Raw genomic sequence first — 24,176 nt, 5'->3', positions numbered from 1 at the left:
TTGGCGCCAGCTTACCCAGCATGCGGCCCAAACCCAAGCCCGGGCTTATGCAGCCCCATCAGGGCGGGCCATGCTCGTTGACCCGGCAGGCCGCCCTCCTACACTTATCGGCCACTACCCGCAAAGGAATAGCCCGATGAAAGCTGTGTTGTGTAAAACCTTGGGGCCGGCACGCAACCTGGTTCTGGAAGAGGTGGCCAGCCCGGTACCGAAGAAAAACGAGATTCTGCTCGAGGTGCATGCGGCTGGGGTCAACTTCCCAGATACCCTGATCATCGAAGGCAAATACCAGTTCCAGCCACCGCTACCGTTCTCTCCCGGTGGCGAGGCGGCGGGTGTCGTTGCCGCTGTCGGCGAGCGCGCCGGTGCCTTCCAGGTCGGGGACCGGGTGATGGCCCTCACCGGATGGGGGGCGTTCGCCGAACAGGTGGCCGTGCCGTTCTACAACGTGCTGCCCATCCCCGAAAGCATGGACTTCACCACCGCTGCTGCCTTTGGCATGACCTATGGCACCTCGATGCATGCGCTCAAGCAGCGCGGCCAGTTGCAGCCGGGCGAAACCTTGCTGGTGCTGGGTGCGTCCGGTGGTGTCGGCCTGGCGGCCGTGGAGATCGGCAAAGCCATGGGCGCCAAGGTGATCGCAGCCGCCAGCAGCGCAGAGAAACTGGCCGTGGCCAAGGCTGCAGGGGCGGACGAGTTGATCGACTACAGCCAGGCCAGCCTCAAGGAGGAAATCAAGCGCCTGACCGGCGGCCAAGGGGTAGATGTGATCTACGACCCGGTCGGCGGTGAACTGTTCGACCAGGCCGTGCGCGGGCTGGCGTGGAACGGGCGGCTGCTGGTGGTCGGCTTTGCCAGCGGGACGATTCCACAGATGGCGGCGAACCTGGTACTGCTCAAGGGCGCAGCGGTGCTGGGGGTATTCTGGGGGGCTTTTGCCCAGCGTCAGCCGCAGGACAATGCGGCCAACTTCAAGCAACTGTTTGCCTGGCATGCCGAGGGCAAGCTGAAGCCGCTGGTATCGAAGACTTACCCACTGGCCGAGGCGGGCGCGGCGATCGAGCAGTTGGGCCAAAGGAAAGCGGTGGGTAAGCTGGTGCTGCTGGCCAGCTAATCATTGAAAGATACGCTGACCCTGCAGAGCTCTTCGCCGATAAACGCGCGAAGAGCGCTGCACAGCCCAATCAGACCTCCCGCAGGTTGTGGCAGCGCCGGAACCGCGCTTCGAGGTTGCGATCGGGCATCTGGTGGCTGCGCAATGCGTTCAACGTCTGCTCGACATACTCACGCGTGGTGCCATAGCGCCCTTTGGCACTGGCAAGAATCTGGCTAAGCAGCGTATCAGGCAGATTGCCGGCGTAGCACGGCAGGTGCCGCTCAAGTACAAAGCCCAAGGCCTGCACCTTGCTGCCATCACCCAGCCGGCAGCTGAGCCAGTGCGGCCGGTACGCCGGGTACGGCATCTCTCTTTGCCACAAGGCCATCAGCGAGTCGTCGAGGTTGCTTTCATCGAGGCGGTAGGCAAAACCGCTGCACGAACCGCCGCGGTCGAGGCCGAATACCAGGCCTGGCGTTTCCGGCGTACCACGATGCTCGTGCGACCACAGGTAAAGGCCACGGTGATAGCCATGCACGCGTGCACGCTGGCGCTCTACCGAACTGCACTCCGGGCGCCATATCAACGAACCATAGGCGAACAACCAGACCGGGCCACCGTCATGGCGCGACATGGTCGTATGCATCGAGTTGATCAATTGCTCGCGGGTCAGTTGCTGGCCGAAGTCGAGTGCCGGAGGATAAGCGCTTTTCCAGGATAAACTTTCAAGTGCCGACATAAGCTGCCGCCATTATTCCCTGTGAACTACTGATATAGCGAAAGGCCCTGCAGGGCGGGGCTTGCGCCAGCGCCTTGGGAACCTGCACCCACCTTAGGGTAGAACCGCGCCAACACTCAAGCCCTGAAGCCTAAGTTTCACGCGAACTTCCGACGGTTGGAGAGCATGGTTCCAAGTATAGTGAAAGTTATTAGTCAAGGCGGTAAGAATTACCGCCTTATACCCACTACCTGAAACTTCGGTTATTAACCACGCGGTGCATAGGCAAACACATCCGCACGCATGCGGTGCGCATCCATACCGGCCTCGACCAGGGCATCGAGCGTGGCATAAACCATGTTTGGTGAACCACTGGCATAAACATGAACTGTATTGAGGTCTTGCACGTCCTCGCACACGGCCTCGTGCAACATGCCGCAGCGGCCTTCCCAGCCACACAGGTCGCTCACCACCTTGTGCAGGAACAGGTTGGGCAGACGCTCCCATTCGTCCCAGTGCTCGATGGCGTAGAAGTCTTCAGGGCGTCGCACGCCCCAGTAGAGGTGCACCGGGTGCTTGAAGCCCTGGGCGCGGCAATGCTCGACCAGGCTGTGCATCTGCCCCATGCCGGTCCCCGCAGCGATGAGCACCAGTGGCCCATCGGGCAGCTCGGCCAGGTGGGTGTCACCGAATGGCATTTCGATGCGGGCGATAGGGTCACGCTGCAGTTGCGCCAAAAGCTGACGGGCGCTGTCTTCGCGGACCAGCACGTGAAGCTCAAGGTCGCGCCCACTGTGGGGGGCAGACGCCAGGGAGAAGGCCGCCGGCTTGCCGCCCTCGCGCTCGATCATCAGATACTGCCCGGCGTGATAGCGCAGTGGCTTGCCAGCCGGCGCGCGCAAGCGCACGCGCCAGACATCGCCACCCACCTCTACGCATTCAATGACGCTGCATGCCAGCTTGCGCACTGGCAGCTCGCCCAGGGCCAGCACACCATCCCAGAGCAGCACGCAGTCCTCCAGCGGTTCGGCGATGCACGTGAACAGCTCACCATGGTCGCGCACCTCACCGTTCTGGCGAACGCGACCTTCGACCAACAATGCGGCGCACACATGGCAATTGCCATTGCGACAGCTGTTCGGGCAGTCATAGCCCAGCCGCCGCGCTCCATCCAGGATCCGTTCCCCGGGTTCGAGCGCCAGCACCGCCCCGGACGGCTGCAACGTTACCTGCATCAATCTATTCCCAACTGGTCCCACAACTCATCGATGCGGCGGGTGACGGCCTCGTCCTTGACGATGACCCGGCCCCATTCGCGTGTAGTCTCGCCCGGCCACTTGTGGGTGGCATCCAGGCCCATCTTCGACCCCAGGCCCGATACCGGCGACGCAAAGTCCAGGTAATCGATCGGCGTGTTGTCGATCATCACCGTATCACGCTTGGGGTCCATGCGCGTGGTGATGGCCCAGATCACGTCATTCCAGTCACGGGCGTTGATGTCGTCGTCGGTTACGATAACGAACTTGGTGTACATGAACTGTCTCAGGAACGACCACACACCCAGCATCACGCGCTTGGCGTGGCCCGGATACTGCTTCTTCATCGTCACCACCGCCATGCGGTACGAGCACCCCTCCGGCGGCAGGTAGAAGTCGACGATCTCCGGGAACTGCTTTTGCAGGATCGGCACGAACACTTCATTGAGCGCCACGCCGAGGATGGCCGGCTCATCTGGCGGCCGGCCGGTATAGGTGCTGTGGTAGATCGGTTTTTGCCGGTGGGTGATGCGCTCGACGGTGAACACCGGGAAGCTGTCCACTTCGTTGTAGTAGCCGGTGTGGTCACCATAGGGGCCTTCCGGAGCCATCTCCCCCGGGTGGATCACACCTTCAAGGATGATCTCGGCGGTAGCCGGCACCTGCAGGTTGCTGCCTCGGCATTTGACCAACTCGGTGCGGTTGCCACGCAAAAGGCCGGCGAAGGCATATTCGGACAGGGTATCGGGCACCGGCGTGACGGCGCCGAGGATGGTTGCCGGGTCGGCACCCAGGGCAACGGCGACAGGGAACGGTTGGCCGGGGTTCTTCTCACACCATTCGCGATAATCCAGGGCACCGCCGCGGTGGCTCAACCAGCGCATGATGACTTTGTTGCGGCCGATGACCTGCTGGCGATAAATGCCCAGGTTCTGGCGGTCCTTGTTCGGGCCGCGGGTCACGGTAAGGCCCCAGGTGATCAGCGGCGCCACGTCGCCCGGCCAGCAGTGCTGGATCGGCAGCTGGCCTAGGTCGACATCATCACCCTCGACCACCACCTCCTGGCAAACGGCATCCTTGACCACCTTCGGCGCCATGGACACGACCTTCTTGAAGATCGGCAGTTTCGACCAGGCATCCTTGAGGCCTTTCGGCGGCTCCGGCTCCTTGAGGAAGGCCAGCAGCTTGCCGATCTCGCGCAGCTCCTCGACCGACTCGGCGCCCATGCCCATGGCCACCCGCTGCGGGGTGCCGAACAGGTTGCCGAGCACCGGAATGTCGAAGCCCGTGGGCTTTTCGAACAACAACGCCGGGCCCTTTGCACGCAGGGTGCGGTCACACACCTCGGTCATTTCAAGGACGGGGGAGATCGGGACCTGGATGCGCTTGAGTTCACCGCGCTGTTCCAGGCCACGAATGAAGTCGCGCAAGTCGCGATACTGCATGCATGAGCCTCGTGTTGGCCGTATCGGTCGGGGTGCAGAGTGTAGCGCCGTTCAGCGCTCAATGGCCAAAAATGACTTGGGGCCGCTCCGCGCCCCATCGCCGGCAAGACGGCTCCCACAAGGATCGCAGAGGACCTGTAAGAGCCGGCTTGCCGGCGATGGGCTGCGAAGCAGCCCCAATCACTGCCAGCCTGAAACGCTTACTTGCGCTTCATCGACAGGAAGAACTCGTCGTTGGTCTTGGTCTGCTTGAGCTTGTCGACCAAAAACTCGATGGCGGCGATCTCGTCCATCGGGTGCAGCAGCTTGCGCAGGATCCACATGCGCTGCAGTTCGTCATCAGCAGTCAGCAGCTCTTCACGGCGGGTGCCCGAGCGGTTGATGTTGATGGCCGGGAACACACGCTTCTCGGCGATGCGACGGTCCAGGGGCAGTTCCATGTTGCCGGTACCCTTGAACTCTTCGTAGATCACTTCGTCCATCTTCGAGCCGGTTTCTACCAGCGCGGTGGCGATGATGGTCAGCGAACCGCCTTCCTCGATGTTACGCGCAGCGCCGAAGAAACGCTTCGGCTTCTCCAGGGCGTGGGCATCGACACCACCGGTCAGCACCTTGCCGGAGCTCGGGATCACGGTGTTGTAGGCACGCGCCAGACGGGTGATGGAGTCCAGCAGGATGACCACATCCTTCTTGTGCTCGACCAGGCGCTTGGCCTTCTCGATGACCATTTCGGCAACCTGCACGTGGCGGGTTGGCGGCTCATCGAAGGTGGAGGCAACCACTTCACCGCGCACGGTGCGCTGCATTTCGGTCACTTCTTCCGGGCGCTCGTCGATCAGCAGAACGATCAGGTGGCACTCGGGGTTGTTACGGGTGATGTTGGCCGCGATGTTCTGCAGCATGATCGTTTTACCCGCTTTCGGCGGGGCGACGATCAGGCCACGCTGGCCCTTGCCGATCGGCGCGCACAGGTCGATGACGCGGCCGGTCAGGTCTTCGGTGGAACCGTTGCCGGCTTCCATCTTCAGGCGCTTGTTCGGGAACAGCGGCGTCAGGTTTTCGAAGAGGATCTTGTTCTTCGCGTTTTCCGGGCGATCGAAGTTGATCGTGTCGACCTTGAGCAGCGCGAAGTAACGCTCCCCTTCCTTCGGCGGGCGGATCTTGCCGACGATGGTATCGCCGGTACGCAGGTTGAAGCGGCGGATCTGGCTGGGCGAGACGTAGATGTCGTCAGGGCCGGCCAGATAGGACGCATCAGCCGAACGCAGGAAACCGAAACCATCCTGGAGAATCTCCAGCACGCCGTCACCTGAGATCTCTTCGCCGCTTTTCGCGTGCTTTTTCAGCAGGGCGAAAATCACGTCCTGTTTGCGCGAACGGGCCATGTTTTCGATGCCCATCTGTTCGGCCATTTCCAGCAGATCGGTAATCGGCTTTTGCTTGAGTTCAGTCAGGTTCATAAGGGGAATGACGTAATCATGTATGAAGGGAGGATTAAGCTTCTGGCTTAATGAAGCCGCGCCGCTAGAAGGCGATAGGATCGCGCACAGATTCTAATTAGGAGTGCGTCGGCGACGGCGTGCAGGGGGCACTGGAGAAACAGTGCGAGGCCGAATGTAACACTTGCTTTTTTCGACGTCTAGTGGGTTGGAAAAGAAAAGCCCCGGAATTTCCGGGGCTTTTTCACATCACAGGTGGGCGTCGAGGAACGCGGCCAGCTGGGATTTGGACAGGGCGCCGACCTTGGTGGCCTCGACGTTGCCGTTCTTGAACAGCATCAGCGTCGGGATGCCACGCACGCCGTGCTTGGCCGGGGTTTCCTGGTTATCGTCGATGTTCAGCTTGGCGACGGTCAGTTTACCCTCGTAGGTGGTGGCGATGTCGTCCAGCACCGGAGCGATCATCTTGCATGGGCCGCACCATTCAGCCCAGTAGTCGACCAGCACCGGGCCTTGGGCTTGCAGGACTTCGGCCTCAAAGGTGGCGTCGGTGACGTGTTTGATAAGATCGCTGCTCATGGATATCTCCAGGGTCGTAAGCAAAAAACGTGGCCCATCATAGCCGCACCCACGCGCTACAGGAAGTCGCGGACGATTGAGTGTCACTATAGTTGTGCAAGACGCCACGAATCGAAACTGTCACAGAAGTGTCATAGCATCGACTGGCACATTGCCTTGCATCAAGCCCTGGCGAGTCGCGCGTTGGCGGCAGCCTGCTAACGTGGCACGATTGCCGGGTTACCGACCGAGACTACTCAGATCATGCCGCATACCTTAGCGAAGAACCTGTCCCTGATTGCCGCCATCGACCTGGGCTCCAACAGTTTCCACATGGTCGTGGCCAAGGCTCACCATACCGAGATCCGCATCCTGGAGCGGCTCGGGGAAAAGGTTCAGCTCGCCGCTGGCATCGACGAAGCACGCATGCTCAGCGAAGAAGCCATGGTCCGGGGCCTGGAATGCCTGAAGCGCTTTGCCCAGCTGATCAACGGCATGCCTGCGGGGGCCGTGCGCATCGTTGGCACCAACGCCCTGCGCGAGGCGCGCAACCGCAACGAATTCATCCAGCGTGCCGAAGTGATCCTCGGCCACCCCGTGGAAGTGATCTCCGGCCGCGAAGAAGCGCGCCTGATCTACCTGGGCGTGTCCCACACCCTGGCCGACACCCCTGGTAAACGCCTGGTCGCCGATATCGGCGGTGGCAGCACCGAGTTCATCATCGGCCAGCGCTTTGAGCCGCTGCTGCGTGAAAGCCTGCAGATGGGCTGCGTCAGCTTCACCCAGCGCTATTTCCGCGATGGCAAGATTACCCCGGCCCGCTACGCCCAGGCCTACACTGCCGCGCGCCTGGAGCTGATGAGCATCGAGAATGCCCTGCACCGCCTGACCTGGGATGAAGCGATAGGCTCCTCCGGGACCATCCGTGCCATCGGCGCCGCAATCAAGGCCGCTGGCCTGGGCAATGGCGAGGTCAACGCCGACGGTCTGGCCTGGGTCAAGCGCAAGCTGTTCAAGCTGGGCGAGACCGACAAGATCGACTTCGACGGGGTCAAACCCGACCGCCGCGCCATCTTCCCGGCCGGCATGGCGATTCTCGAGGCGATTTTCGACGCGCTGGAACTGCAACGCATGGACCATTGCGATGGCGCGCTGCGTGAAGGTGTGCTGTTCGACCTGCTTGGCCGCCACCACCACGAAGACGTGCGCGAACGCACCCTGAACTCGTTGATGGAGCGCTACCACGTCGATCAGGGCCAGGCTGCGCGCGTCGAGCGCAAGGCGCTGCACGCCTTTGACCAAGTGGCCAAGGCATGGGGGCTTGAAGAGGGTAACTGGCGCGATCTACTGGGCTGGGCAGCCAAAATTCACGAAATTGGCCTGGACATTGCCCATTACCACTACCACAAGCATGGTGCCTACCTGATCGAGCACTCCGACCTGTCGGGCTTCTCGCGTGAAGACCAGCAGATGATGGCGCTGCTGGTACGTGGCCACCGCCGCAACATCCCCAAGGACAAGTTCGCCGAACTGGGCGATGAAGGCGTGAAACTGCTGCGCCTGTGCGTACTGCTGCGCTTCGCCATTCTGTTCCACCACATCCGTGGCACCCAACAGATGCCCAAGGTGCAACTGCAGGCCGCAGACAATAGCCTCGACGTGGCCTTCCCGGCCGGCTGGCTGGAGCAGAACCAGCTGACCCAGGCCGACTTCGCCAACGAGGCGGAGTGGCTGGCCCGGGTCAACTTCGTCCTCAGCGTACGTTAAGTACCGGGTTGCTCAGGCGCTCCAGCAGGGTCGCCTGGGCACTGCGCGGGTTCTGGTTGCCGGTCGGGCTGCTGCGCACATAGCGCCCGTCGGGCTGCAGCGTCCAGGCATGGGTGTTGTCGGTCAGGTAGCCTTCCAGCTCCTTCTTCACCCGCAGCAACAGCTTCTTGCCCTCCACCGGGAAGCAGGTCTCGACACGCTTGTCGAGGTTGCGCTCCATCCAGTCGGCGCTGGACAGGTAGATCTGCTCTTCGCCGCCGTTGAGGAAGTAGAACACCCGGGTATGCTCCAGGAAGCGGCCGATGATCGAGCGCACCTGGATATTGTGCGAAACCCCCGGGATGCCTGGGCGCAAGCAGCACATGCCACGCACCACCAGGTCGATCTTCACGCCCGACTGGCTGGCCTTGTACAGGGCCTTGATGACCTTGGCATCGGTCAGCGAGTTGAACTTGGCGATGATGTGCGCGGGTTTGCCTTCCAGGGCGAACTGGGTTTCCCGGGCAATCATGTCGAGCATGCCCTTTTTCAGGGTGAACGGCGCGTGCAGCAGTTTTTTCATGCGCAGGGTCTTGCCCATGCCGATCAACTGGCTGAACAGCTTGCCGACGTCCTCGGTGAGGGCATCGTCGGAGGTCAGCAGGCTGTAGTCGGTGTACAGGCGAGCATTACCGGCGTGGTAGTTACCGGTGCCCAGGTGGGCGTAGCGGACGATCTCGCCCTGCTCGCGGCGCAGGATCAGCATCATCTTGGCATGGGTCTTGAAGCCCACCACGCCATAGATCACCACGGCGCCGGCAGCCTGCAGGCGGCTGGCCATCTGCAGGTTGGACTCTTCGTCAAAGCGCGCGCGCAACTCGATCACCGCGGTGACCTCCTTGCCGTTTCGTGCGGCATCCACCAGTGCGTCGACAATTTCCGAGTTGGCGCCGGAGCGGTACAGCGTCTGACGAACGGCAAGCACGTGCGGGTCCTTGGCGGCCTGGCGCAGCAGGTCGACCACAGGGGTGAAGGACTCGAACGGGTGCATCAGCAGGATGTCCTGCTTGCTGATGACACTGAAGATGTTGTCGGCATTGACCAGCAGCTTGGGGATCGCCGGGGTGAACGGCGTGTACTGCAGCTCCGGGTGGCTGTCCAGGCCGGTGATGCTGAACAGGCGGGTCAGGTTGACCGGGCCGTTGACCTGGTACAGCTCGCTCTCGCTCAGGCTGAACTGCTTGAGCAGGTAGTCGGACAGGTGCTTGGGGCAGGTGTCGGCCACTTCCAGGCGCACGGCATCACCGTATCGGCGCGAGAACAGCTCACCGCGCAGGGCGCGCGCCAGGTCGTCGACTTCTTCCGAATCCAGCGCCAGGTCGGCGTTACGGGTCAGGCGGAACTGATAGCACCCCTTGACCTTCATGCCCTGGAACAGGTCGTCGGCATGGGCGTGGATCATCGAGGACAGGAACACGTAGTTGTCCCCAGGGCCACCGACCTCTTCCGGCACACGGATGACCCGCGGCAGCAGGCGCGGAGCCGGGATGATCGCCAGGCCCGAATCACGACCGAAGGCATCGACGCCTTCGAGTTCTACGATGAAGTTAAGGCTCTTGTTCACCAGCAACGGGAACGGGTGCGTCGGGTCCAGACCGATCGGGGTGATGATCGGTGCAATCTCGTCACGGAAGTAGCGGCGCACCCAGGTCTTTAGCTTGGGCGTCCAGTACCGGCGGCGGATGAAGCGGATCGCGTGCTTTTCCAGTTCCGGCAGCAACACATCATTGAGGATCGCGTACTGGCGATCAACTTCGGTGTGCACCAGCTCGCTGATGCGCGCCAGCGCCTGATGCGGCTGCAGGCCGTCGGCACCGGCCTGTTCACGAGCAAAGTTGATCTGCTTCTTCAAGCCCGCCACGCGGATCTCGAAGAACTCATCGAGGTTGCTGGAGAAGATCAGCAGGAATTTCAGGCGCTCGAGCAGCGGGTAGGACTCATCCAGCGCCTGCTCCAGCACGCGGATGTTGAACTGCAGCTGCGACAGCTCGCGATGAATGTACAGGCTGCTGTCGTCCAGGCTCGGGATGGCGATGGCCGGCGCGGGGGCAGCATGCACGGGCGCGGGGGGTGCGGCCTCTACTGCAGGCTCCGGGGCCTCTGGCAGATCCGGCGGGGTCCGCACCATCTCTTCGGGGACCGCCTGGGCGTCCTTGATCGCGACAGGGGTTAGCACTTCATTATTCATCTGGCGTTCCTGGAGGACGTTAACGCCCTATCATCAATTGAGCGGGACGATAAGCGGCCATTATGACGTCTGTGTTACATCTATAGGCAAGCCCGCGACTTGTGGCTGAAGCCATTGTCCTTGTACGAATTGTTCACGTCGAGACACATCTGGACACTTTCACGAACGCGCGTGAAGGGGTAGGCTGCGCGTTCATTTCGCCAGCACCTCAGAAAATGCTTCAACAATTCCTGCAGGATTTCGGCTATTTTGCCCTTTTTCTAGGCACCTTCTTTGAAGGCGAGACCATCCTGGTGCTTGCAGGATTCCTTGCGTTCCGCGGGTACATGGACATCAGCCTGGTGGTGATCGTGGCGTTCTTCGGCAGCTATGCCGGCGACCAGCTGTGGTACTTCATGGGCCGCCGCCACGGGCGCAAGATCCTGGCGCGCAAGCCGCGCTGGCAGGCCATGGGCGACCGGGCGCTGGAACATATCCGCCGCCACCCCGACATCTGGGTACTGAGCTTCCGCTTCGTCTATGGCCTGCGCACGGTCATGCCCGTGGCTATCGGCCTGTCCGGCTACCCACCCCGCCGTTATCTGCTGCTCAACGGCATCGGCGCAGCCGTCTGGGCCTTGGCCCTGGGCGCAGCCGCGTACCACTTCGGCGCCATTCTTGAAGGCATGCTGGGCAACGTGAAGAAGTACGAGCTATGGGTGCTCGGTGGCCTGCTGCTGCTCGGCGCCCTGCTGTGGCTGCGGCGGCGTTTTCGCACCTTGCGCGCCGAGCGCAAGGCCGCGGCACAGGCCCAGGCCGCCGAGGCTGAGCAGGCTGTAAAGCGCGAGCAGGGCCCAGACCAAGGGCGTAACAACCCCTAAGCCCAGAGCGCCAGCCAGATACAGCGCAGGCACATTCAACAACAGGCGCGCCAGCTCCAGGCGCCCTGCCCACGGCCGGTTTTCCAGGGCCGCGCCCAGGGCGAACAAACCCAGCGCCATCACCGACCAGCCAAGCACCAGGGCCGCCGTCGGCACCTGCTCTGCAACGCCCATCAGGTAGCTGCCCAATGCCACGTAAACGGCGAACTGCAGCACCACATAAACCTGCTGCGCCCGCCCCAGGGCAACCTCGAACTTACGGAACAGCGCCAGGTTCTGCTTGGCCTGTGGATAACGCGCGGCCACATCCGCCGGCCGCCAGCCAGTGGGCATGAACCAGATACGCAGTTTGTCCCACAGGCTATCGGTGCGCCGGGCATCGTCCCAGAGCTGGGCATAGAACTGCAGGTTGGCCCACAACGGGTTCCAGCTGGCCAACGGCGTGGTCACGCCAAACACCACCGGCTCGGCCGGGTCTTCTTCCTTGAAGGTGCCAAACAGACGGTCCCAAAGAATGAACACACCGCCGTAGTTGCGATCCAAGTAAACAGTATTTTGCGCATGGTGGACGCGATGGTTGGACGGTGTGATCAGTATCCATTCGAGCCAGCCCAACTTGGGAATGTGCCGGGTGTGCACCCAGAACTGGTACAGCAGGTTGAGCGACGCCACGGTAATGAACACCCATGGCGGCACGCCGACCAGCGCCAGCGGCAGGTAGAAGATCCACGAAAAGAGGAAGCCGCTACTGGTCTGGCGCAACGCGGTGGTGAGGTTGTACTCCTCGCTCTGGTGATGCACCGAGTGGGCTGCCCACAGCACATTGCGCTCATGCCCCAAGCGGTGCAGCCAGTAATAGCAGAAGTCGTACAGCACGAACGCCAGCAACCAGACCCAGACGGCGTGGCCCGGCAGGTGCAGCAGCGCCAGATGCTCCCACGCCAGTGCATAGGTCACCAGCCCTGCCCCCTTGGTCAGCAGCCCGGTACTGGTGGACAGCACGCCGGTGCTCAGGCTGTTGATCGAATCGGCCACGGTGAAATTGCGCTGGCCGCGCACACGGTCGGCGACCAATTCAACCGCGATCAGCACGAAAAAGAACGGTACGGCCAGCAGAATCAAGTCCATGGACAGCTGCCTCGAAGGGTATCCACACAGATTAGGATGCACCCAAGGCAACCCCTATGGCCACATCTGCCAAACTAGAGGACATTTAGCGCCTCGACACTGGAGTAATGAGCATGACGAAAAAAGTAGCGGTGATTCTTTCCGGCTGTGGCGTCTACGATGGCGCCGAAATCCATGAAAGCGTGATCACCCTGCTGCGCCTCGACCAGCGCGGCGCACAGGTGCAGTGCTTCGCGCCGAACATCGCGCAGATGCACGTGATCAACCACCTCACCGGTGAGCAGATGCCTGAGTCGCGCAATGTGCTGGTGGAATCGGCGCGCATCGCTCGCGGCGAGGTCAAGGACATCAGCGAGGCCAGGGCCGAGGACTTCGATGCGCTGATCGTGCCGGGTGGTTTCGGGGCGGCGAAGAACCTGTCCGACTTTGCCGTCGAAGGTAGCGATTGCACGGTCAACCCGCAGGTACTGGCCTTGGCCGAGGCCTTTGCCGAAGCTTGCAAGCCGGTTGGCCTGATGTGCATTTCACCGGCACTGGCGGCCAAGATCTACGGCCCTGGCGTGGTTTGCACCATCGGGAACGATGCCGATACTGCTGCTGCGGTGACCAAGATGGGTGGCACCCATGAAGAGTGCGATGTGCATGACATTGTCGAGGACACCCAGCGCAAGCTGGTGACCACGCCGGCGTACATGGTGGCCAAGTCGATCAGCGAGGCGGCTGGCGGCATTTACAAGCTGGTGGATCGCGTGCTGGAAATGACCCACGAGGCTGACTGATCAGCCCTTGGCCAAGCGGGCCAGAATACGGTCCAGCGCATTGGCGAACGCCTGCTTTTCGCGTTCGCCATAAGGCCCCTGCCCTCCGCCGGCCTGGCCCTGCTCGCGCAACTCGGTAAACAGGTTGCGCACTGCCAGCCGGTCGCCCATGTTGCGCTCGTCGAATTCACGGCCGCGTGGGTCCAGCGCCGCTACCCCCTTCTTGATCAGGCGGTCGGCCAGCGGCACGTCGCTGCAGATGACCAGCTCACCTGGCACGGCGTGCTCGACCAGGTAATCATCGGCGGCATCCATGCCGCTGGGTACCACGATCAGCCGCACAACGGCGAAGGCCGGTTTGGCCACGGCCTGCCCGGCCACCATGACCACCTCGAGCTTGCGCTTGAGGGCGAATTTGACGATCAGGTCCTTGGCTGCCTTGGGGCAGGCGTCGGCGTCGATCCATATGCGCATTGCATTTTTCCTCTTGAAGCAGGAAGGGCTTTGCCCGATGCCGTTCAGTTGAGCGATTTGGGGCCGCTTTGCGGCCCCGAAACGGCCATGTTACTCGTCCCGACGAAAGAAACACGCAATGGCACATCTATTTCAATGGCCCTGTGCAGTTGCAGAAGCAGCAATCGCAACAAATGGAGCCTGCGCAGCCTCAGTGAGCCTCGTTCATCCCCCGCTCCAGATCATCGATCAATGCCTTGGCCATCTCGCTGAGAATCCGCGCCGCGCTGCCAGCGATGCGGTCGTTTTCCATTTCTGCTTCGGTGGTGAGGTGGCGGATGCAGCCGAGCAGTACGGAAAGCTGCGAGAATGCATGATCGAACGGAACATCCGCCCTGAGGCTGAACAGGTCGAAGGTTTCTACGCCTGCCGTTGATGCTTGGTTGAGGCCCTCGCTCATTGTGATGCTCCTTGCGCACCGGCGTGCTCGTTCAGCGCATTGATCATCCGGCACAGCAGGCGGATGTTCATGCCCATGGCGTCACGCACAGGGCCTTGCGGGCTGTCGAGCAGCACGCTGGAGGTCTGTTTGATGGTCAGGGTCAAAGCGCAGATGAGTGCGTTGCACTCTTGGGTGTTGGGCGGTTCCGGGAGCGAGATGGCGGGAGGGTCGAGCAGAAGCAGGGCGGATGGAGGTGGATCTGGGACGAGCTTTTTCATGGCGGATCTCCGTATGTTGGGCTGACCTGCCTTCCTCCTCGTCTCACGGATTTGGGTGGCAGTCGTGCACGGGGTGAGACCCGGGACATACGGTAACCCCGGCCAGACCGAAGCCTGCCCGCGCACGACCGCCATGGAGCGGCGCTACCGAATGTGAACCGGGTGTCTCACGCCCGATCGCCTTGCGAGGCGACCCGAGGACATTATTCCCGGAGCGCTTGCCAGCCAAGACGGCACCTTCCGATAGGCGTCGTAGGATAAGTCGCCAGAGTGAAAAAACTGAAGCATTTGGTTTCAGGTTCAGAAATGTCTTACGGCTTGCGACTGCTGCGAGGGCTTCGCCCTCGATCGCCGGCAAGCCGGCTCCCACAAGTACAGTGCAGACCTCAAGAACTGCGCGTTCCCTGTGGCCGGCTTGCCGGCGATTGGCCACCCCGCGGAAACAGCAGGTACCAATTGCGTCCAACCTGATAAAACCGTCGCTACTAGCCTCACAGGCAAACCATAGGAGGCAGGGAACATGGATCGTCCCCATTCAAATCAGCTAAGGCTTGGCCGGTTCTCAGAAAGGCATCGGTTGTACCTTCTCACCAGCACCACATTGCACAGGGCCCCTGTACTGGGTGGATTTCACTCGGCCCGCTTGTTGGTCAGCCAGCTACGCCAGGCCGAGGCAGAAGGTGCGGCGCGGTCTTTAGCCTGGGTGGTAATGCCTGATCATTTCCACTGGTTGATCGAGCTGGGGCCGGTGAGCCTGAAAACGTTGATGCGGCGGGTGAAGTCGCACAGCACCTGTGCCATCAACCGCCATCTCGGGCGATATGGGAGGCTTTGGCAGAAGGGGTTTCATGACCGGGCGTTGCGCCGAGAAGAAGACGTGCAGGCTGTGGCGCGTTACATCGTCTTGAACCCTAAGCGCGCAGGTCTGGTTGAGCGGGTGGGGGATTATCCGCATTGGGACGCGATCTGGGTTTGACTGCCATGGCCACATCGCCACCTGGCTCCAACAGGTAAAGCGCTGCCCTCAGGTACAGTGCAATTCCTGTGGGAGCCGGCTTGCCGGCGATGGGACCTCAAGGCTTGGCGGTATCCTTCCACCCACCGCCCAACGCCAGGAACACACCGATCTGCCCCATCGCCACCTGGCTATTGGCCGCCGCCAGCTGCGCGCGCATGTCCGTGTAGGTCCGTGTCGCCTGCAAGTCCGCCAGGAATGACTCACGCCCCGCCTGGTAATAGCGGTGCGTCTGGTCCGCCGCTTCTTTTGCCGACTTCTCCGCCTCGGCCAGCGCATCACGCCGGTCGAGCAAGGCGCTGTACTGGGCCAGGCGGGTCTGGGTTTCGCGAATGGCGTTGAGCACCACGCCGTCGAAATGCGCCAGCGCCGCCTGGGTCGAAGCCTCAGCCATGCGAATGCGGGCACGGGTGCCGTTGGTGGGGATGTTCCAGCTGATCTGCGGGCCGAAGCCCCAGCGGTTGGTCGCAGGCTCACCCAGGTTCTCGAGAATACCGATGGTACCAACCTGGGCGCCGATGCTGATGTCGGGATACAGGGCGCCCGTGGCCACGCCGATATTCGCTGTAGATGCCGCCAACTGGCGTTCGGCCTGGCGCACGTCGGGGCGGCGCTTGAGCAGCGCGGCGCCATCACCGACCGGCAACAGCTGGTTCAGGTGTGGCAGCTCGGCACACTCGGCAGTGCCGGCAGGCAGTTGCTCCACAGGCTTGGCCAGCAGCGCGGCCAAGGTATACAGGCCGGTTTCACGCTCGGCCTTGAAGCGCGGCAACTCTGCGCGCAGCGATTTGAACTGGGTCTGCGAGCGAGTGACCTGGGTTTCGTCACCCCGGCCAGCATCACGCAGGCGCTGGTTGAGCTGTACGCTCTGCTGCTGCAAATCGAGCGACTCGCGGGCGATGTGGTATTCCTCATTGGCCGAACACACCTGGGTGTAGGCCTTGACCACATCGGCCACCAACGTGATGCGGGCGGTATCGGCAGCGGCCTGCACAGCGTCGGCATTGGCTTTGGCCGCTTCGGTGCCACGCTTGAAGGTACCCCAGAGGTCAAACTGGTAGGAAGCGCTGATGATCGCATCACCGATGTTGGCCACTGGCACCTTCTCGGTCAGCAAAAATGCCTCGCCAGACTCCTGCAACCGCTGGGCTCCGGCTTTGATGCCACCGTTGAATCCACCCTGGGACTGGGCTACCTCGACCTGGGCACGGGCCTTGGCAATGTTGGCCGCAGCCACGCGCAGTTCGGTGTTGGCACTCAACGCCTGGCGCACCAGCTCATTGAGGCGTTGATCCTGATACAGCTGCCACCAGTCCTCGGGTACCGGCGCCGACACGACGCTGGCAGCATCCTGGCGCAGCGGCCCACTGAGGTCGCTGCGCTGCACTGCCGCGTCCTTGGGCACTTCATAGTCCGGGCCTACCATCATGCAGGCCCCAAGAGACAGGCACAAGCCAGCCAGGATCAGCTGTTTCATGGGCGCGGGCCCTCGATGATCGACACCGTGGCGGTACGCCCGGCGATCATGCGGAAGTCTTGCGGCACTTCATCGAAGGCGATGCGCACCGGGATCCGCTGGGCCAGGCGCACCCAGCTGAACGCCGGGTTGACGTTGGGCAGCAGGTTGCTGCCGCTGCTGCGATCGCGGTCCTCGATACCGGCGGCAAAGCTCTGCACATGGCCACGCAGGCGAGTGTTGTCGCCCATTACGCGGATGTCCACGGCATCGCCAATGTGGATGCCGCCCAATTTGGTCTCTTCGAAATAGCCATCGACGTGATACGAAGCACTGTCTACGACCGAAAGCACGGGGCGGCCAGCCGTGACGAATTCGTGGTTTCGCGGCGCGCGGTCGTTGAGGTAACCGTCCACCGGGCTGCGCACCACCGAACGGTCCAGGTTGAGCTGGGCGGTGTCGACCGCCACTTGGGCTTCGCTCACCGCCGAACGGGCACGGGCCTCGCGGGACTGGCTTTCTTCCAGTTGCTCGGCCGCCACCAGGTTGCCCAGCTTTCGGTTGCGCTGCGCTTCGCGAGAGGCCTGGGCCAGGGTTTCCTGGCGTTCGCCAAGGGTCGCCTTGGCCTGGCGCAGCGCCAGGGTGAAGCGGTCCTGGTCGATGGTGAACAGCACGTCGCCGCGCTTGACGGTCTGGTTGTCACGCACTTCGACTTTCTGGATCAGCCCGGAAACATCCGGGGCGATCTGGATCACGTCGGCGCGGATGTGGCCGTCGCGGGTCCAGGGGGCGAACATGTAGTACACCACCATCTGCCACACGAGCACGGCGGCGAAGGTCACTACCAGCAAGGTCAGGACCACACGGCCCAGGGTCAGCAAAGGTTTTTTCATGGCAGCATCAGGCTTCGGCAAAAATGGTCCACCGCGCCAAGCAGCACGGCATACAAAGCAACGTTGAACAACGCCCGGTGCCAGACCAGGCGGTAGAAGTGCAGGCGCACCAGCACCGCGTGCACCCCGAGAAACAGCAGGTAGGTGCAGACCATCATCACCAGCAGCGTGGGCAGGAACACCCCGCTGATATCCAGTTCACCGATCACAGGGGCGCTCCGTCGAGCCCGGGGGGCAGTTGCGGTTGTTCGGCAGGCTCGAGCATCACCTCGACACCCGGCAGCAATGCCAGGCGCAGGCCGCTCAGGGCATGCAGCAGGTGCGTGCGGGCATCGCCACGTTCGTACAGTTCATCCAGGTTCAGCGCCAGGCGTGCCCGCTCCATGTTGCGCAGCAGCGCCGCAGGGGCATGCAGGCGCTGACCGGCACGCAGGCAGGCAGCGTAGTGGCCGCCCACTTCCTCGATCACCGTTTGCAGGCGCTCGCGGGCCTGGGTGCCTGCACGCGGCAGGTAGGCCAGCAGGTCGAGCAGGTTCAGGCCCACTCGCAGGTCGCGCAGGGCTGCGCCACTGTCCTGGCCGGTCTGCGACAGGCGCGGCAGGTGCTGCATCAGGCGGTCGAGCATCTGCACGCCGAGCTGGCGACGTTCGGCCAGGGTCGCCGGGGCAGTCATCTCGACGATGTCCCGCCAGGCGAAGCGAGTCATGCGTTTGGCGGCCAGTTCCACACCGAACGGGCGCATCACCAGGGTCCAGATGAATGCGAACAGAAGCCCTGCAGGGCCTGCCAGGTTGGAGTTGAGGAAGGTGAAGAAATCGGCGTCGTAGGCGCCCTGGATACTGATGAAGGTCGAGGTGTTGACGATGGTCAGCAAGGTGCCCAGGTAGAAGCGTGGCTGCACGGTCAGGGTGCCGACGCAGATGAACGGCACCGCGAAGGCCAGCACCAGCATCGGGAAATCGTGCAGGTTGGGCAGCACCAGGAACAGGTACAGGCTGGAGAAGATGACCGACATCAACGTCCAGAAGAAGAACCGGTAGATCTGCGGTGCCGGGTCGTCCATGGCGGCGAAGAAGCTGCACGACACGGCGGCGAGGATCACCGCGCTGGCGCCGTCGTTCCAGCCCAGGCCGATCCACAGGCCGCAGGCGACGATGATTGCCAGCACGGTGGAAACCACCGAATAAAGCATCAAGCCACGGTCGAAGAACGGTGTCAGGCGGCCCAGGCGCCAGTGGCGGTAGACCGCGCGCCAGGGCTTGGGGTCATCCGTGCGCAAGGCGTGCTGCAAGGTACAGCAGTCCTGCCACAGGTCGGCCCATTCGGTCAGCCGGTAAAGCGCATTGGACAGCAACAATTCGGCGCGCTGGTCGAGCGCGGCGGCGCCGGGCTGCAGGCGGTCGATCTGTTCGTGCAGGGCAGTCCAGCGAGCTACCGAGGCGCTTTGTGCTGTGCCCTCGAGCCATTCGCGGGCGGCGGCGAGCACTGGTTGCAGCTGGGCGAACTGCGCCGGGGCGCGGCCTTCGAGCGCCACCAGGGCGTCGTCAAGGGCGTCGATCACCGGCAGCAGATGGATCATGCGCCCGCGCAGCTCGCGGGCGTTCTTCAAGGTATGCGGGCCTGCACCCTCGTGGCCGAGCTGGCCAATCATCAACTCCAGCGAGTTGAAGGTGGCAACCATGGCACCACGCATGCCACCCACTTTGTCCGCAGCAACATCACGGGCGAGGTAGGTATCGCTGTAGCGGATCGCTTCACTGAACCAGCTTCCGGTCGCGCCAACCACCACGGGCGCCAGGCGTCGTGGCCAGAAAATCGCGCCGACCACGGCTGCGCAGACAATCCCCAGGCAGATTTCCTGGGCACGTGAAGAAGCAACGTCGAACACTGCCAGCGGGTTGTCGACCACCGCCAGGGCGATCATTGGCAGCGTATAGCCGGCCAGCATCAGCACGTAGTTGTTCGCGGTGCGCAGGTTCAGCGAGAGGTACAGCAATGTGCCAGTCCACAGGGCGATCGCGACGGTCAGCAACAACGGCGACTGCACCAGCGGCGGCACCAGGAAGATTGCCCCGCCAGCGCCGAGCAGCGTGCCAAGGGCCCGATACAGGGCCTTGGAGCTGGTAGGCCCAACGAATGGGCTGGAAACGATGTAGACGGTTGCCATCGCCCAGTAGGGGCGCGGCAGCTGCATGAGCAGTGCGATGTACAGCGCGATCATCGACGCGGCAAAGGTACGCACACCATAGAACCAGTCGCGGGCCGGCGGTACCGAACTGAAAAAACCGTTCATGCCACCCCGCCAGTGCTTCCAAGGCCTGCTGCCTCGAAGGCGCGGAGCACGCGCAAGGCGGCATGCAGGTCGGCCTCATCGATACCCTGCAGCACTTCGTGGCGTACGCGCACCAGTTCGGCTTCGATGGCTTCGGCCAAGGCACGGCCCTCGGCTGTCAGGCTCAGGGCCTTGGCACGGCGGTCCAGCGGATCCTCGCTGCGGCATACCAGGCCAGCCTTGCACAGCTGGTCAAGCAGGCGCACAAGCGACGGGCTTTCCAGGCCAGCGGCCTGAGCCACGGCTACCTGGTGCACGCCATCGCCCAGGCGCACGATCATCAGCAAGGGTGCGGCGCAGGCTTCGGAAATGCCGTAGCTGGTCAGGGCCGTATGGCAAATGCGCCGCCAATGGCGGGCGGCAACGACCATGCCGGTGCTGACTTGCAGGCGCAGTGAGTCAAGCGTCATGTAAAGAACCAAGGATATTCATAGTTTGCTAACTATCAATATACGCCTGGCCCTCCCCCTGTCGTCAACCGGGGGCGACGGGGGGAATACATGAATTGTTGTTCATTGAGGCTGAACCTGGTCCTCCAACTTCATCGCCAGCGCCAATGTACTGCCCATCTGCACTGCCCGATCCCGCCAATCCAGATAGCGCGCCGCATCGCAACGGCTGAAATGCACTGCCAGCTCCTCGGCCGCCTGCATGACCCCGGTCGCTGCCGCCAGCTCCAGCCAGTACAGCCCGGCCTTGATATCAGCGTCCACACTCAGGCCATGCAACAAACGGTAGCCCACCTCGAAGCGGCAACGCACCTCGCCCCGTTCGGCCCCACGAAGAAACCACTGGTAAGCCTGAGCCAGATCGACCTGCCAGCCCAGTTGCGCATCGCACACTTCTTCCTCGTACAAATCGCCGAGTGCGGCGGCTGCATCGAGCATGCCCCGGTCAAAGGCATGGCGATAGCACTCTGCGGCCTGGACGTAGGAAACCTCCACACCCTTGCCGAAGTAGTGCTGCTGCCCCAGGTTGAACCAGGCTGCGGCATTGCCCTGCATGGCCGCCATGCGCAGCAGGTGCCCGGCCAGCACGGTGTCGGCACGCCAGTACTTGCCATTGAGCCAGACCCAGCCCAGGTCATTGAGCGCCGCCACATGGCCGGCCAGCGCTTGATGGCGCAGGTCGGCATACACCGCTTGCAGGTCCGCCGCTTCGTCCAGGCGGTTGACCAGCAGCGCCCGCTGGCTGGGCAACCCCACCCCGGCGAACAGCCGCTGCCGCCTGCCAGCGGGGGTCGGCGCGGGAATGACCTGCTCAGGCAGAAGACGGGCGAGCAGCGAGTGGATATTGCTGACAGCTGACATGTTCATCCTCATTGAACGACCCACAGGCCTTACTGCGGCTGTGATGAGGCGTGATTCTGCGCGACGTCACGTCAAAACCTGTCGCGAACGATTCGGCGCCAGGCAACCAATTGGCGGTTCCTTGATCTGAACGGATCGTGGCTAATTGCCATGACCCACTAATGCCGCCATCCTGATGCGGCAAGCCTAGACAAGGACGTTACCTTTTGCCGTTCGCCACCACCCGCGCCACCCTCAGCCGTCAGTGGGCGCTGCTGCGCCAGCTACCCAGCCGTTCCCCGGGTATTACCAGCGCAGAACTGGTGTGGCGCCTGCGCGATGTGGGTTTCACCGTCAGCAAACGCACGGTGGAACGCGACCTCAATGAGCTGTCGTTGATCTTCCCGCTGGAGCGCAACGACAAGAGCATTCCGTTCGGCTGGCACTGGTCGGCGAATGCCTTGGGCGAGCTGCGCGGGAATTTCGACCTGCATGGCTACTTGCGCGGTGAGGCGCTCCAGCCGATGCAAGGTGAAGGGGTCGAGATGCAGGCCTGGGTCAGCGACTCATTGGCCCGGCAGTTGCGCGAGGCACCCTTGAGCGTGGACATGCAGTTGACGGCACTGGACCAGGGGCATCGACTGCGGGCCACGGTGGAAGATGGTGGGGCATTGCGCTGGTGGGTACTGAGTCAGGGAGCAGACATGGTAATCGAGCAGCCAAGCGAGTTGCGCGCAGAGATTGCCAAGACCCTGGTTGATGCCGCAGCACAGTATTCGAACTAGCTCCCCCCTACTCTAGGCATAACACCCCTAGTGTTCAGCTAAAGTTTGCTGGAAAGCTGCGGCGCCAATAGGAAGTCAAAGAGACCAGCCAAATAATTTCATCATGCCATTAAAAGCAAAAAACAAAGAAGTGGACAATACAAGCCCACCCCACGAAACCAACAATTTATTTTTAATGCGCTTTGGAAAGTGGAGAATCTCCGAGGCGTCCGCCACACCTTTTACCACAAAAATCTTGGGAATCATCAGCATGTTCGCAGCCAAGCAGGTACGTAACACTTTTCCAATCAAGCCCGCAGACGAAAAGTTTGACCTATTATCCTGTACATAGCTGCACCTTGATAAACTGGACTCGATGACATCGATGTAGCGGCGAGCCAAATAAGTCATAAGACCCACACTAATTATCATCCAGACTAACAGAAGTGTCGCTAGCAAGACCGCCATATCAGACTTCATTCATGTACCCGCTCATAGATTATCTCTCCAACCCTGCCTAACAGCTCTTTTCCAAAATCGCCTCCATACTTGCCACCTATTGCACCTCCGAACACAACACACGAAGCACCGGCAGCACCGGCAGTGGGGACACTAAGCGCCACGCATATAGTACCCGCAATAGCACCACCCATAAATCCTCCAGCCGCGCTTCCAGCTATAGTGCCCGCTAAACCACCTGTCTCTACATACTTGGCCTTTCTGCATTCTTCTTCGCGACCAGTGGTGCATGCCTTATGAATAGACATCCCTGTCCCAGCCACTTCCAGTGCAACACCGATATATGCCCCTTTCTTGATCAGATTCGCAGCTTTCGCCACGCCTGCTACCTTCTCGGCGTACCGAGAAATCTCCCCAGTACTCAGATAACTTTTGGTAGAAAGCTGCAGCATGGCGGCCTCAGGTTCCAAGTGCAACAGTCAGTTGATAATGTTGAGCCGATTGGTTGCCAGCAGTTGCAGATGATCCGTCAACACTTCAACAGGGAATTTCCAGCCCAATGTCTGACGAGGTCGGGTGTTGAGCAAGTCGGCAATCTCGTCCAGCCGCTCCTGGCTAACCAGCGACAAATCGGTGCCCTTGGGTAAGTACTGCCGGAGCAGGCCGTTCGTGTTCTCGTTGCTGCCTCTTTGCCAAGGGCTGTGCGGGTCAGCGAAGTAGATCTTCATTCCCGTACGATCTGTCAGCTCTTGATGCTTGGCCATCTCGCTGCCTTGGTCATGGGTCATGGTTTTCAGCAGCGCCGGTGCCATCCGCGAAAGTTCTCGCGTCATCCCCTCTAGCGCGGCGTCTGCGGTGGGCGCATCCAACTTGGCCAGGATCACGAAACGGCTTGTGCGCTCGACCATCGTCGCTACTGCCGAGCGATTGTTCGCGCCCATGATCAGGTCGCTTTCCCAATGACCTGGCACTTGTCGACCTTCGACCTCTTGAGGTCGGTAGCGAATATTCTGTTCAGCTGGATAGCGCTCGCGCCGAGCTGGCGCAGTGCTGCGAGTACGCCGCTTGCTGCCGCCCTGGCGCAGGTAACCAATGAGTTGACGCTTAAGCTCGCCGCGTGGGTATGCATAGATTGTCAGGTAGATCGTTTCGTGACTCACATGCCGCTCAGGATTATCAGGCCAGTAGTCCTTGAGTCTGGCGGCAATTTGCTGAGGAGACCAGCCCTTGGCCAACATGCTGTGTACGACCTGGAACAGTTCAGAACCAGGGGCAAGAAGCTTGCTGCGCCTCGGGACGTGTCTGAGGGCACGGGCTCGAGCACCGGCAGTGCTGGCGTCATAGTGCCCAGGCTGCGACTGGCGCCGCACCTCTCGACTCAGCGTGCTGGGTTGGCGCCCAAGAACTTGGGCGATGGCTCGCAGCGAGGCGCCTTGCATACGCATGATCATTAGCGTTACGCGCTCTTCGATGGTCAAGTGGGTGTAGTGAGTAGTCATGCAGCACCTTACCTCGGGTGTTGCACTTGGTCACTGAGACCGCC

The 24,176-nt window shown here is 61.9% G+C and carries 24 protein-coding genes and 2 pseudogenes; 6 read left to right on the top strand and 20 right to left on the bottom strand.

The annotated features are described in order from the left end of the window. Nucleotides 1–136: 136 nt before the first annotated feature. The gene (locus tag BLX42_RS23760; protein ID WP_119687955.1) at nt 137–1,114 is read left to right on the top strand and encodes an NADPH:quinone oxidoreductase family protein; all 978 of its coding nucleotides are present in this window, start codon (nt 137–139) and stop codon (nt 1,112–1,114) included. A gap of 70 nt (nt 1,115–1,184) precedes the next feature. Here BLX42_RS23760 and BLX42_RS23755 read toward each other — a convergent pair whose 3' ends face one another. The 5 genes from BLX42_RS23755 to trxA form a co-directional block, all read right to left on the bottom strand. Continuing rightward, on the bottom strand, nt 1,185–1,835 hold the full coding sequence (locus BLX42_RS23755; protein WP_046788192.1) for a gamma-glutamylcyclotransferase: 651 nt from the start codon (nt 1,833–1,835) through the stop codon (nt 1,185–1,187). A gap of 245 nt (nt 1,836–2,080) precedes the next feature. Continuing rightward, complete coding sequence (locus BLX42_RS23750) at nt 2,081–3,049, bottom strand: CDP-6-deoxy-delta-3,4-glucoseen reductase (protein WP_046788191.1); 969 nt, start codon at nt 3,047–3,049, stop codon at nt 2,081–2,083. Next, nucleotides 3,049–4,515, bottom strand: a complete 1,467-nt coding sequence (ubiD, locus tag BLX42_RS23745) for a 4-hydroxy-3-polyprenylbenzoate decarboxylase (RefSeq protein ID WP_046788190.1) — start codon at nt 4,513–4,515, stop codon at nt 3,049–3,051. The genes BLX42_RS23750 and ubiD overlap by 1 nt, the downstream gene beginning before the upstream one ends. A 200-nt stretch (nt 4,516–4,715) precedes the next feature. Next, nucleotides 4,716–5,975 carry a transcription termination factor Rho gene (rho, locus tag BLX42_RS23740; RefSeq protein WP_003253661.1) on the bottom strand — a complete coding sequence of 420 codons (1,260 nt, stop codon included), beginning with the start codon at nt 5,973–5,975 and terminating at the stop codon, nt 4,716–4,718. 228 nt (nt 5,976–6,203) lie between these two features. Then, the gene (gene trxA / locus BLX42_RS23735; protein ID WP_012316792.1) at nt 6,204–6,533 is read right to left on the bottom strand and encodes a thioredoxin TrxA; all 330 of its coding nucleotides are present in this window, start codon (nt 6,531–6,533) and stop codon (nt 6,204–6,206) included. 243 nt (nt 6,534–6,776) lie between these two features. On the opposite strand from trxA, the gene ppx reads away from it, so the two are divergent. Further along, nucleotides 6,777–8,279 (top strand): exopolyphosphatase, encoded by a 1,503-nt coding sequence (ppx, locus tag BLX42_RS23730; protein WP_046788189.1) that lies wholly within the window; start codon nt 6,777–6,779, stop codon nt 8,277–8,279. Here the strand turns inward: ppx and ppk1 are convergent. After that, entirely contained in the window at nt 8,266–10,446 is a 2,181-nt protein-coding gene (gene ppk1, locus BLX42_RS23725; RefSeq protein ID WP_371316868.1) for a polyphosphate kinase 1, read from the bottom strand. The genes ppx and ppk1 overlap by 14 nt on opposite strands. A 275-nt stretch (nt 10,447–10,721) precedes the next feature. Between ppk1 and BLX42_RS23720 the strand changes: the two genes are divergently transcribed. After that, nucleotides 10,722–11,366 (top strand): DedA family protein, encoded by a 645-nt coding sequence (locus BLX42_RS23720; RefSeq protein ID WP_080952215.1) that lies wholly within the window; start codon nt 10,722–10,724, stop codon nt 11,364–11,366. A 501-nt stretch (nt 11,367–11,867) separates the two neighbouring features. Here BLX42_RS23720 and BLX42_RS27005 read toward each other — a convergent pair. Continuing rightward, nucleotides 11,868–12,494, bottom strand: a pseudogene (locus tag BLX42_RS27005) (sterol desaturase family protein); the annotation flags it as partial. Between the two features lie 113 nt (nt 12,495–12,607). Here BLX42_RS27005 and elbB point away from each other — a divergent pair. Beyond that, complete coding sequence (gene elbB, locus BLX42_RS23710) at nt 12,608–13,273, top strand: isoprenoid biosynthesis glyoxalase ElbB (RefSeq protein ID WP_115273149.1); 666 nt, start codon at nt 12,608–12,610, stop codon at nt 13,271–13,273. On the opposite strand, the gene BLX42_RS23705 is transcribed toward elbB, so the two are convergent. The 3 genes from BLX42_RS23705 to BLX42_RS23695 all read right to left on the bottom strand — a co-directional run bounded on the left by BLX42_RS23705 (nt 13,274) and on the right by BLX42_RS23695 (nt 14,425). After that, nucleotides 13,274–13,726 carry a YaiI/YqxD family protein gene (locus tag BLX42_RS23705; RefSeq protein ID WP_012316798.1) on the bottom strand — a complete coding sequence of 151 codons (453 nt, stop codon included), beginning with the start codon at nt 13,724–13,726 and terminating at the stop codon, nt 13,274–13,276. It abuts the gene before it with no gap. Between the two features lie 190 nt (nt 13,727–13,916). Next, a complete protein-coding gene (locus tag BLX42_RS23700) occupies nt 13,917–14,165 on the bottom strand; it encodes a DUF3077 domain-containing protein (protein ID WP_161872790.1) in 249 nt (82 codons plus the stop codon). Then, nucleotides 14,162–14,425 (bottom strand): hypothetical protein, encoded by a 264-nt coding sequence (locus BLX42_RS23695; RefSeq protein ID WP_012316800.1) that lies wholly within the window; start codon nt 14,423–14,425, stop codon nt 14,162–14,164. Before BLX42_RS23695 ends, BLX42_RS23700 begins: the two co-directional genes overlap by 4 nt. 520 nt (nt 14,426–14,945) lie before the next feature. Between BLX42_RS23695 and BLX42_RS23690 the strand changes: the two genes are divergently transcribed. Continuing rightward, complete coding sequence (locus tag BLX42_RS23690) at nt 14,946–15,401, top strand: transposase (protein WP_115273151.1); 456 nt, start codon at nt 14,946–14,948, stop codon at nt 15,399–15,401. A gap of 14 nt (nt 15,402–15,415) precedes the next feature. Here BLX42_RS23690 and BLX42_RS27325 read toward each other — a convergent pair. The 7 genes and pseudogenes from BLX42_RS27325 to BLX42_RS23660 form a co-directional block, all read right to left on the bottom strand. Continuing rightward, nucleotides 15,416–15,523, bottom strand: a pseudogene (locus BLX42_RS27325) (hypothetical protein); the annotation flags it as partial. After that, entirely contained in the window at nt 15,499–16,917 is a 1,419-nt protein-coding gene (locus BLX42_RS23685) for an efflux transporter outer membrane subunit (protein WP_161872789.1), read from the bottom strand. The gene BLX42_RS23685 and the pseudogene BLX42_RS27325, both read right to left, overlap by 25 nt. After that, entirely contained in the window at nt 16,914–17,789 is an 876-nt protein-coding gene (locus BLX42_RS23680) for an HlyD family secretion protein (protein ID WP_012316803.1), read from the bottom strand. Before BLX42_RS23680 ends, BLX42_RS23685 begins: the two co-directional genes overlap by 4 nt. After that, nucleotides 17,786–17,998 carry a DUF1656 domain-containing protein gene (locus tag BLX42_RS23675; protein ID WP_008096887.1) on the bottom strand — a complete coding sequence of 71 codons (213 nt, stop codon included), beginning with the start codon at nt 17,996–17,998 and terminating at the stop codon, nt 17,786–17,788. The genes BLX42_RS23680 and BLX42_RS23675 overlap by 4 nt, the downstream gene beginning before the upstream one ends. Then, nucleotides 17,995–20,082, bottom strand: coding sequence for an FUSC family protein (locus BLX42_RS23670; RefSeq protein ID WP_046788347.1), 2,088 nt, complete (start codon nt 20,080–20,082; stop codon nt 17,995–17,997). Before BLX42_RS23670 ends, BLX42_RS23675 begins: the two co-directional genes overlap by 4 nt. Beyond that, a complete protein-coding gene (locus tag BLX42_RS23665) occupies nt 20,079–20,531 on the bottom strand; it encodes a MarR family winged helix-turn-helix transcriptional regulator (RefSeq protein ID WP_046788346.1) in 453 nt (150 codons plus the stop codon). The genes BLX42_RS23670 and BLX42_RS23665 overlap by 4 nt, the downstream gene beginning before the upstream one ends. A 102-nt stretch (nt 20,532–20,633) precedes the next feature. After that, nucleotides 20,634–21,431, bottom strand: coding sequence for a tetratricopeptide repeat protein (locus BLX42_RS23660; RefSeq protein ID WP_046788345.1), 798 nt, complete (start codon nt 21,429–21,431; stop codon nt 20,634–20,636). A 206-nt stretch (nt 21,432–21,637) separates the two neighbouring features. On the opposite strand from BLX42_RS23660, the gene BLX42_RS23655 reads away from it, so the two are divergent. Next, nucleotides 21,638–22,195 (top strand): WYL domain-containing protein, encoded by a 558-nt coding sequence (locus tag BLX42_RS23655; RefSeq protein ID WP_161872788.1) that lies wholly within the window; start codon nt 21,638–21,640, stop codon nt 22,193–22,195. 75 nt (nt 22,196–22,270) lie between these two features. Here BLX42_RS23655 and BLX42_RS23650 read toward each other — a convergent pair whose 3' ends face one another. Genes BLX42_RS23650 through BLX42_RS23640 form a run of 3 tightly spaced genes read right to left on the bottom strand, consistent with a single transcriptional unit; the run spans nt 22,271 to nt 24,132 of the window. Continuing rightward, nucleotides 22,271–22,654, bottom strand: coding sequence for a hypothetical protein (locus tag BLX42_RS23650; protein WP_161872787.1), 384 nt, complete (start codon nt 22,652–22,654; stop codon nt 22,271–22,273). Further along, complete coding sequence (locus BLX42_RS23645; protein WP_161872786.1) at nt 22,651–23,085, bottom strand: hypothetical protein; 435 nt, start codon at nt 23,083–23,085, stop codon at nt 22,651–22,653. Before BLX42_RS23645 ends, BLX42_RS23650 begins: the two co-directional genes overlap by 4 nt. A gap of 27 nt (nt 23,086–23,112) precedes the next feature. Then, nucleotides 23,113–24,132, bottom strand: a complete 1,020-nt coding sequence (locus tag BLX42_RS23640) for an IS30 family transposase (RefSeq protein ID WP_161872785.1) — start codon at nt 24,130–24,132, stop codon at nt 23,113–23,115. Between the last annotated feature and the right edge of the window lie 44 nt (nt 24,133–24,176).

It is taken from the genome of Pseudomonas sp. SG-MS2 (assembly GCF_009933855.1).
Classification (GTDB): domain Bacteria; phylum Pseudomonadota; class Gammaproteobacteria; order Pseudomonadales; family Pseudomonadaceae; genus Aquipseudomonas; species Aquipseudomonas putida_E.
Note: the sequence above shows the minus strand (reverse complement) of the source record. Positions and strands in the feature narration are given on the sequence as shown.

Coding starts and splice junctions, on each gene's coding strand:
- BLX42_RS23760 (WP_119687955.1), top strand. CDS start 137: ATGAAAGCTGTGTTGTGTAAAACCTTGGGGCCGGCACGCAACCTGGTT.
- BLX42_RS23755 (WP_046788192.1), bottom strand. CDS start 1,835: ATGTCGGCACTTGAAAGTTTATCCTGGAAAAGCGCTTATCCTCCGGCA.
- BLX42_RS23750 (WP_046788191.1), bottom strand. CDS start 3,049: ATGCAGGTAACGTTGCAGCCGTCCGGGGCGGTGCTGGCGCTCGAACCC.
- ubiD (WP_046788190.1), bottom strand. CDS start 4,515: ATGCAGTATCGCGACTTGCGCGACTTCATTCGTGGCCTGGAACAGCGC.
- rho (WP_003253661.1), bottom strand. CDS start 5,975: ATGAACCTGACTGAACTCAAGCAAAAGCCGATTACCGATCTGCTGGAA.
- trxA (WP_012316792.1), bottom strand. CDS start 6,533: ATGAGCAGCGATCTTATCAAACACGTCACCGACGCCACCTTTGAGGCC.
- ppx (WP_046788189.1), top strand. CDS start 6,777: ATGCCGCATACCTTAGCGAAGAACCTGTCCCTGATTGCCGCCATCGAC.
- ppk1 (WP_371316868.1), bottom strand. CDS start 10,446: ATGGTGCGGACCCCGCCGGATCTGCCAGAGGCCCCGGAGCCTGCAGTA.
- BLX42_RS23720 (WP_080952215.1), top strand. CDS start 10,722: ATGCTTCAACAATTCCTGCAGGATTTCGGCTATTTTGCCCTTTTTCTA.
- elbB (WP_115273149.1), top strand. CDS start 12,608: ATGACGAAAAAAGTAGCGGTGATTCTTTCCGGCTGTGGCGTCTACGAT.
- BLX42_RS23705 (WP_012316798.1), bottom strand. CDS start 13,726: ATGCGCATATGGATCGACGCCGACGCCTGCCCCAAGGCAGCCAAGGAC.
- BLX42_RS23700 (WP_161872790.1), bottom strand. CDS start 14,165: ATGAGCGAGGGCCTCAACCAAGCATCAACGGCAGGCGTAGAAACCTTC.
- BLX42_RS23695 (WP_012316800.1), bottom strand. CDS start 14,425: ATGAAAAAGCTCGTCCCAGATCCACCTCCATCCGCCCTGCTTCTGCTC.
- BLX42_RS23690 (WP_115273151.1), top strand. CDS start 14,946: ATGGATCGTCCCCATTCAAATCAGCTAAGGCTTGGCCGGTTCTCAGAA.
- BLX42_RS23685 (WP_161872789.1), bottom strand. CDS start 16,917: ATGAAACAGCTGATCCTGGCTGGCTTGTGCCTGTCTCTTGGGGCCTGC.
- BLX42_RS23680 (WP_012316803.1), bottom strand. CDS start 17,789: ATGAAAAAACCTTTGCTGACCCTGGGCCGTGTGGTCCTGACCTTGCTG.
- BLX42_RS23670 (WP_046788347.1), bottom strand. CDS start 20,082: ATGAACGGTTTTTTCAGTTCGGTACCGCCGGCCCGCGACTGGTTCTAT.
- BLX42_RS23665 (WP_046788346.1), bottom strand. CDS start 20,531: ATGACGCTTGACTCACTGCGCCTGCAAGTCAGCACCGGCATGGTCGTT.
- BLX42_RS23660 (WP_046788345.1), bottom strand. CDS start 21,431: ATGTCAGCTGTCAGCAATATCCACTCGCTGCTCGCCCGTCTTCTGCCT.
- BLX42_RS23650 (WP_161872787.1), bottom strand. CDS start 22,654: ATGAAGTCTGATATGGCGGTCTTGCTAGCGACACTTCTGTTAGTCTGG.
- BLX42_RS23645 (WP_161872786.1), bottom strand. CDS start 23,085: ATGCTGCAGCTTTCTACCAAAAGTTATCTGAGTACTGGGGAGATTTCT.
- BLX42_RS23640 (WP_161872785.1), bottom strand. CDS start 24,132: ATGACTACTCACTACACCCACTTGACCATCGAAGAGCGCGTAACGCTA.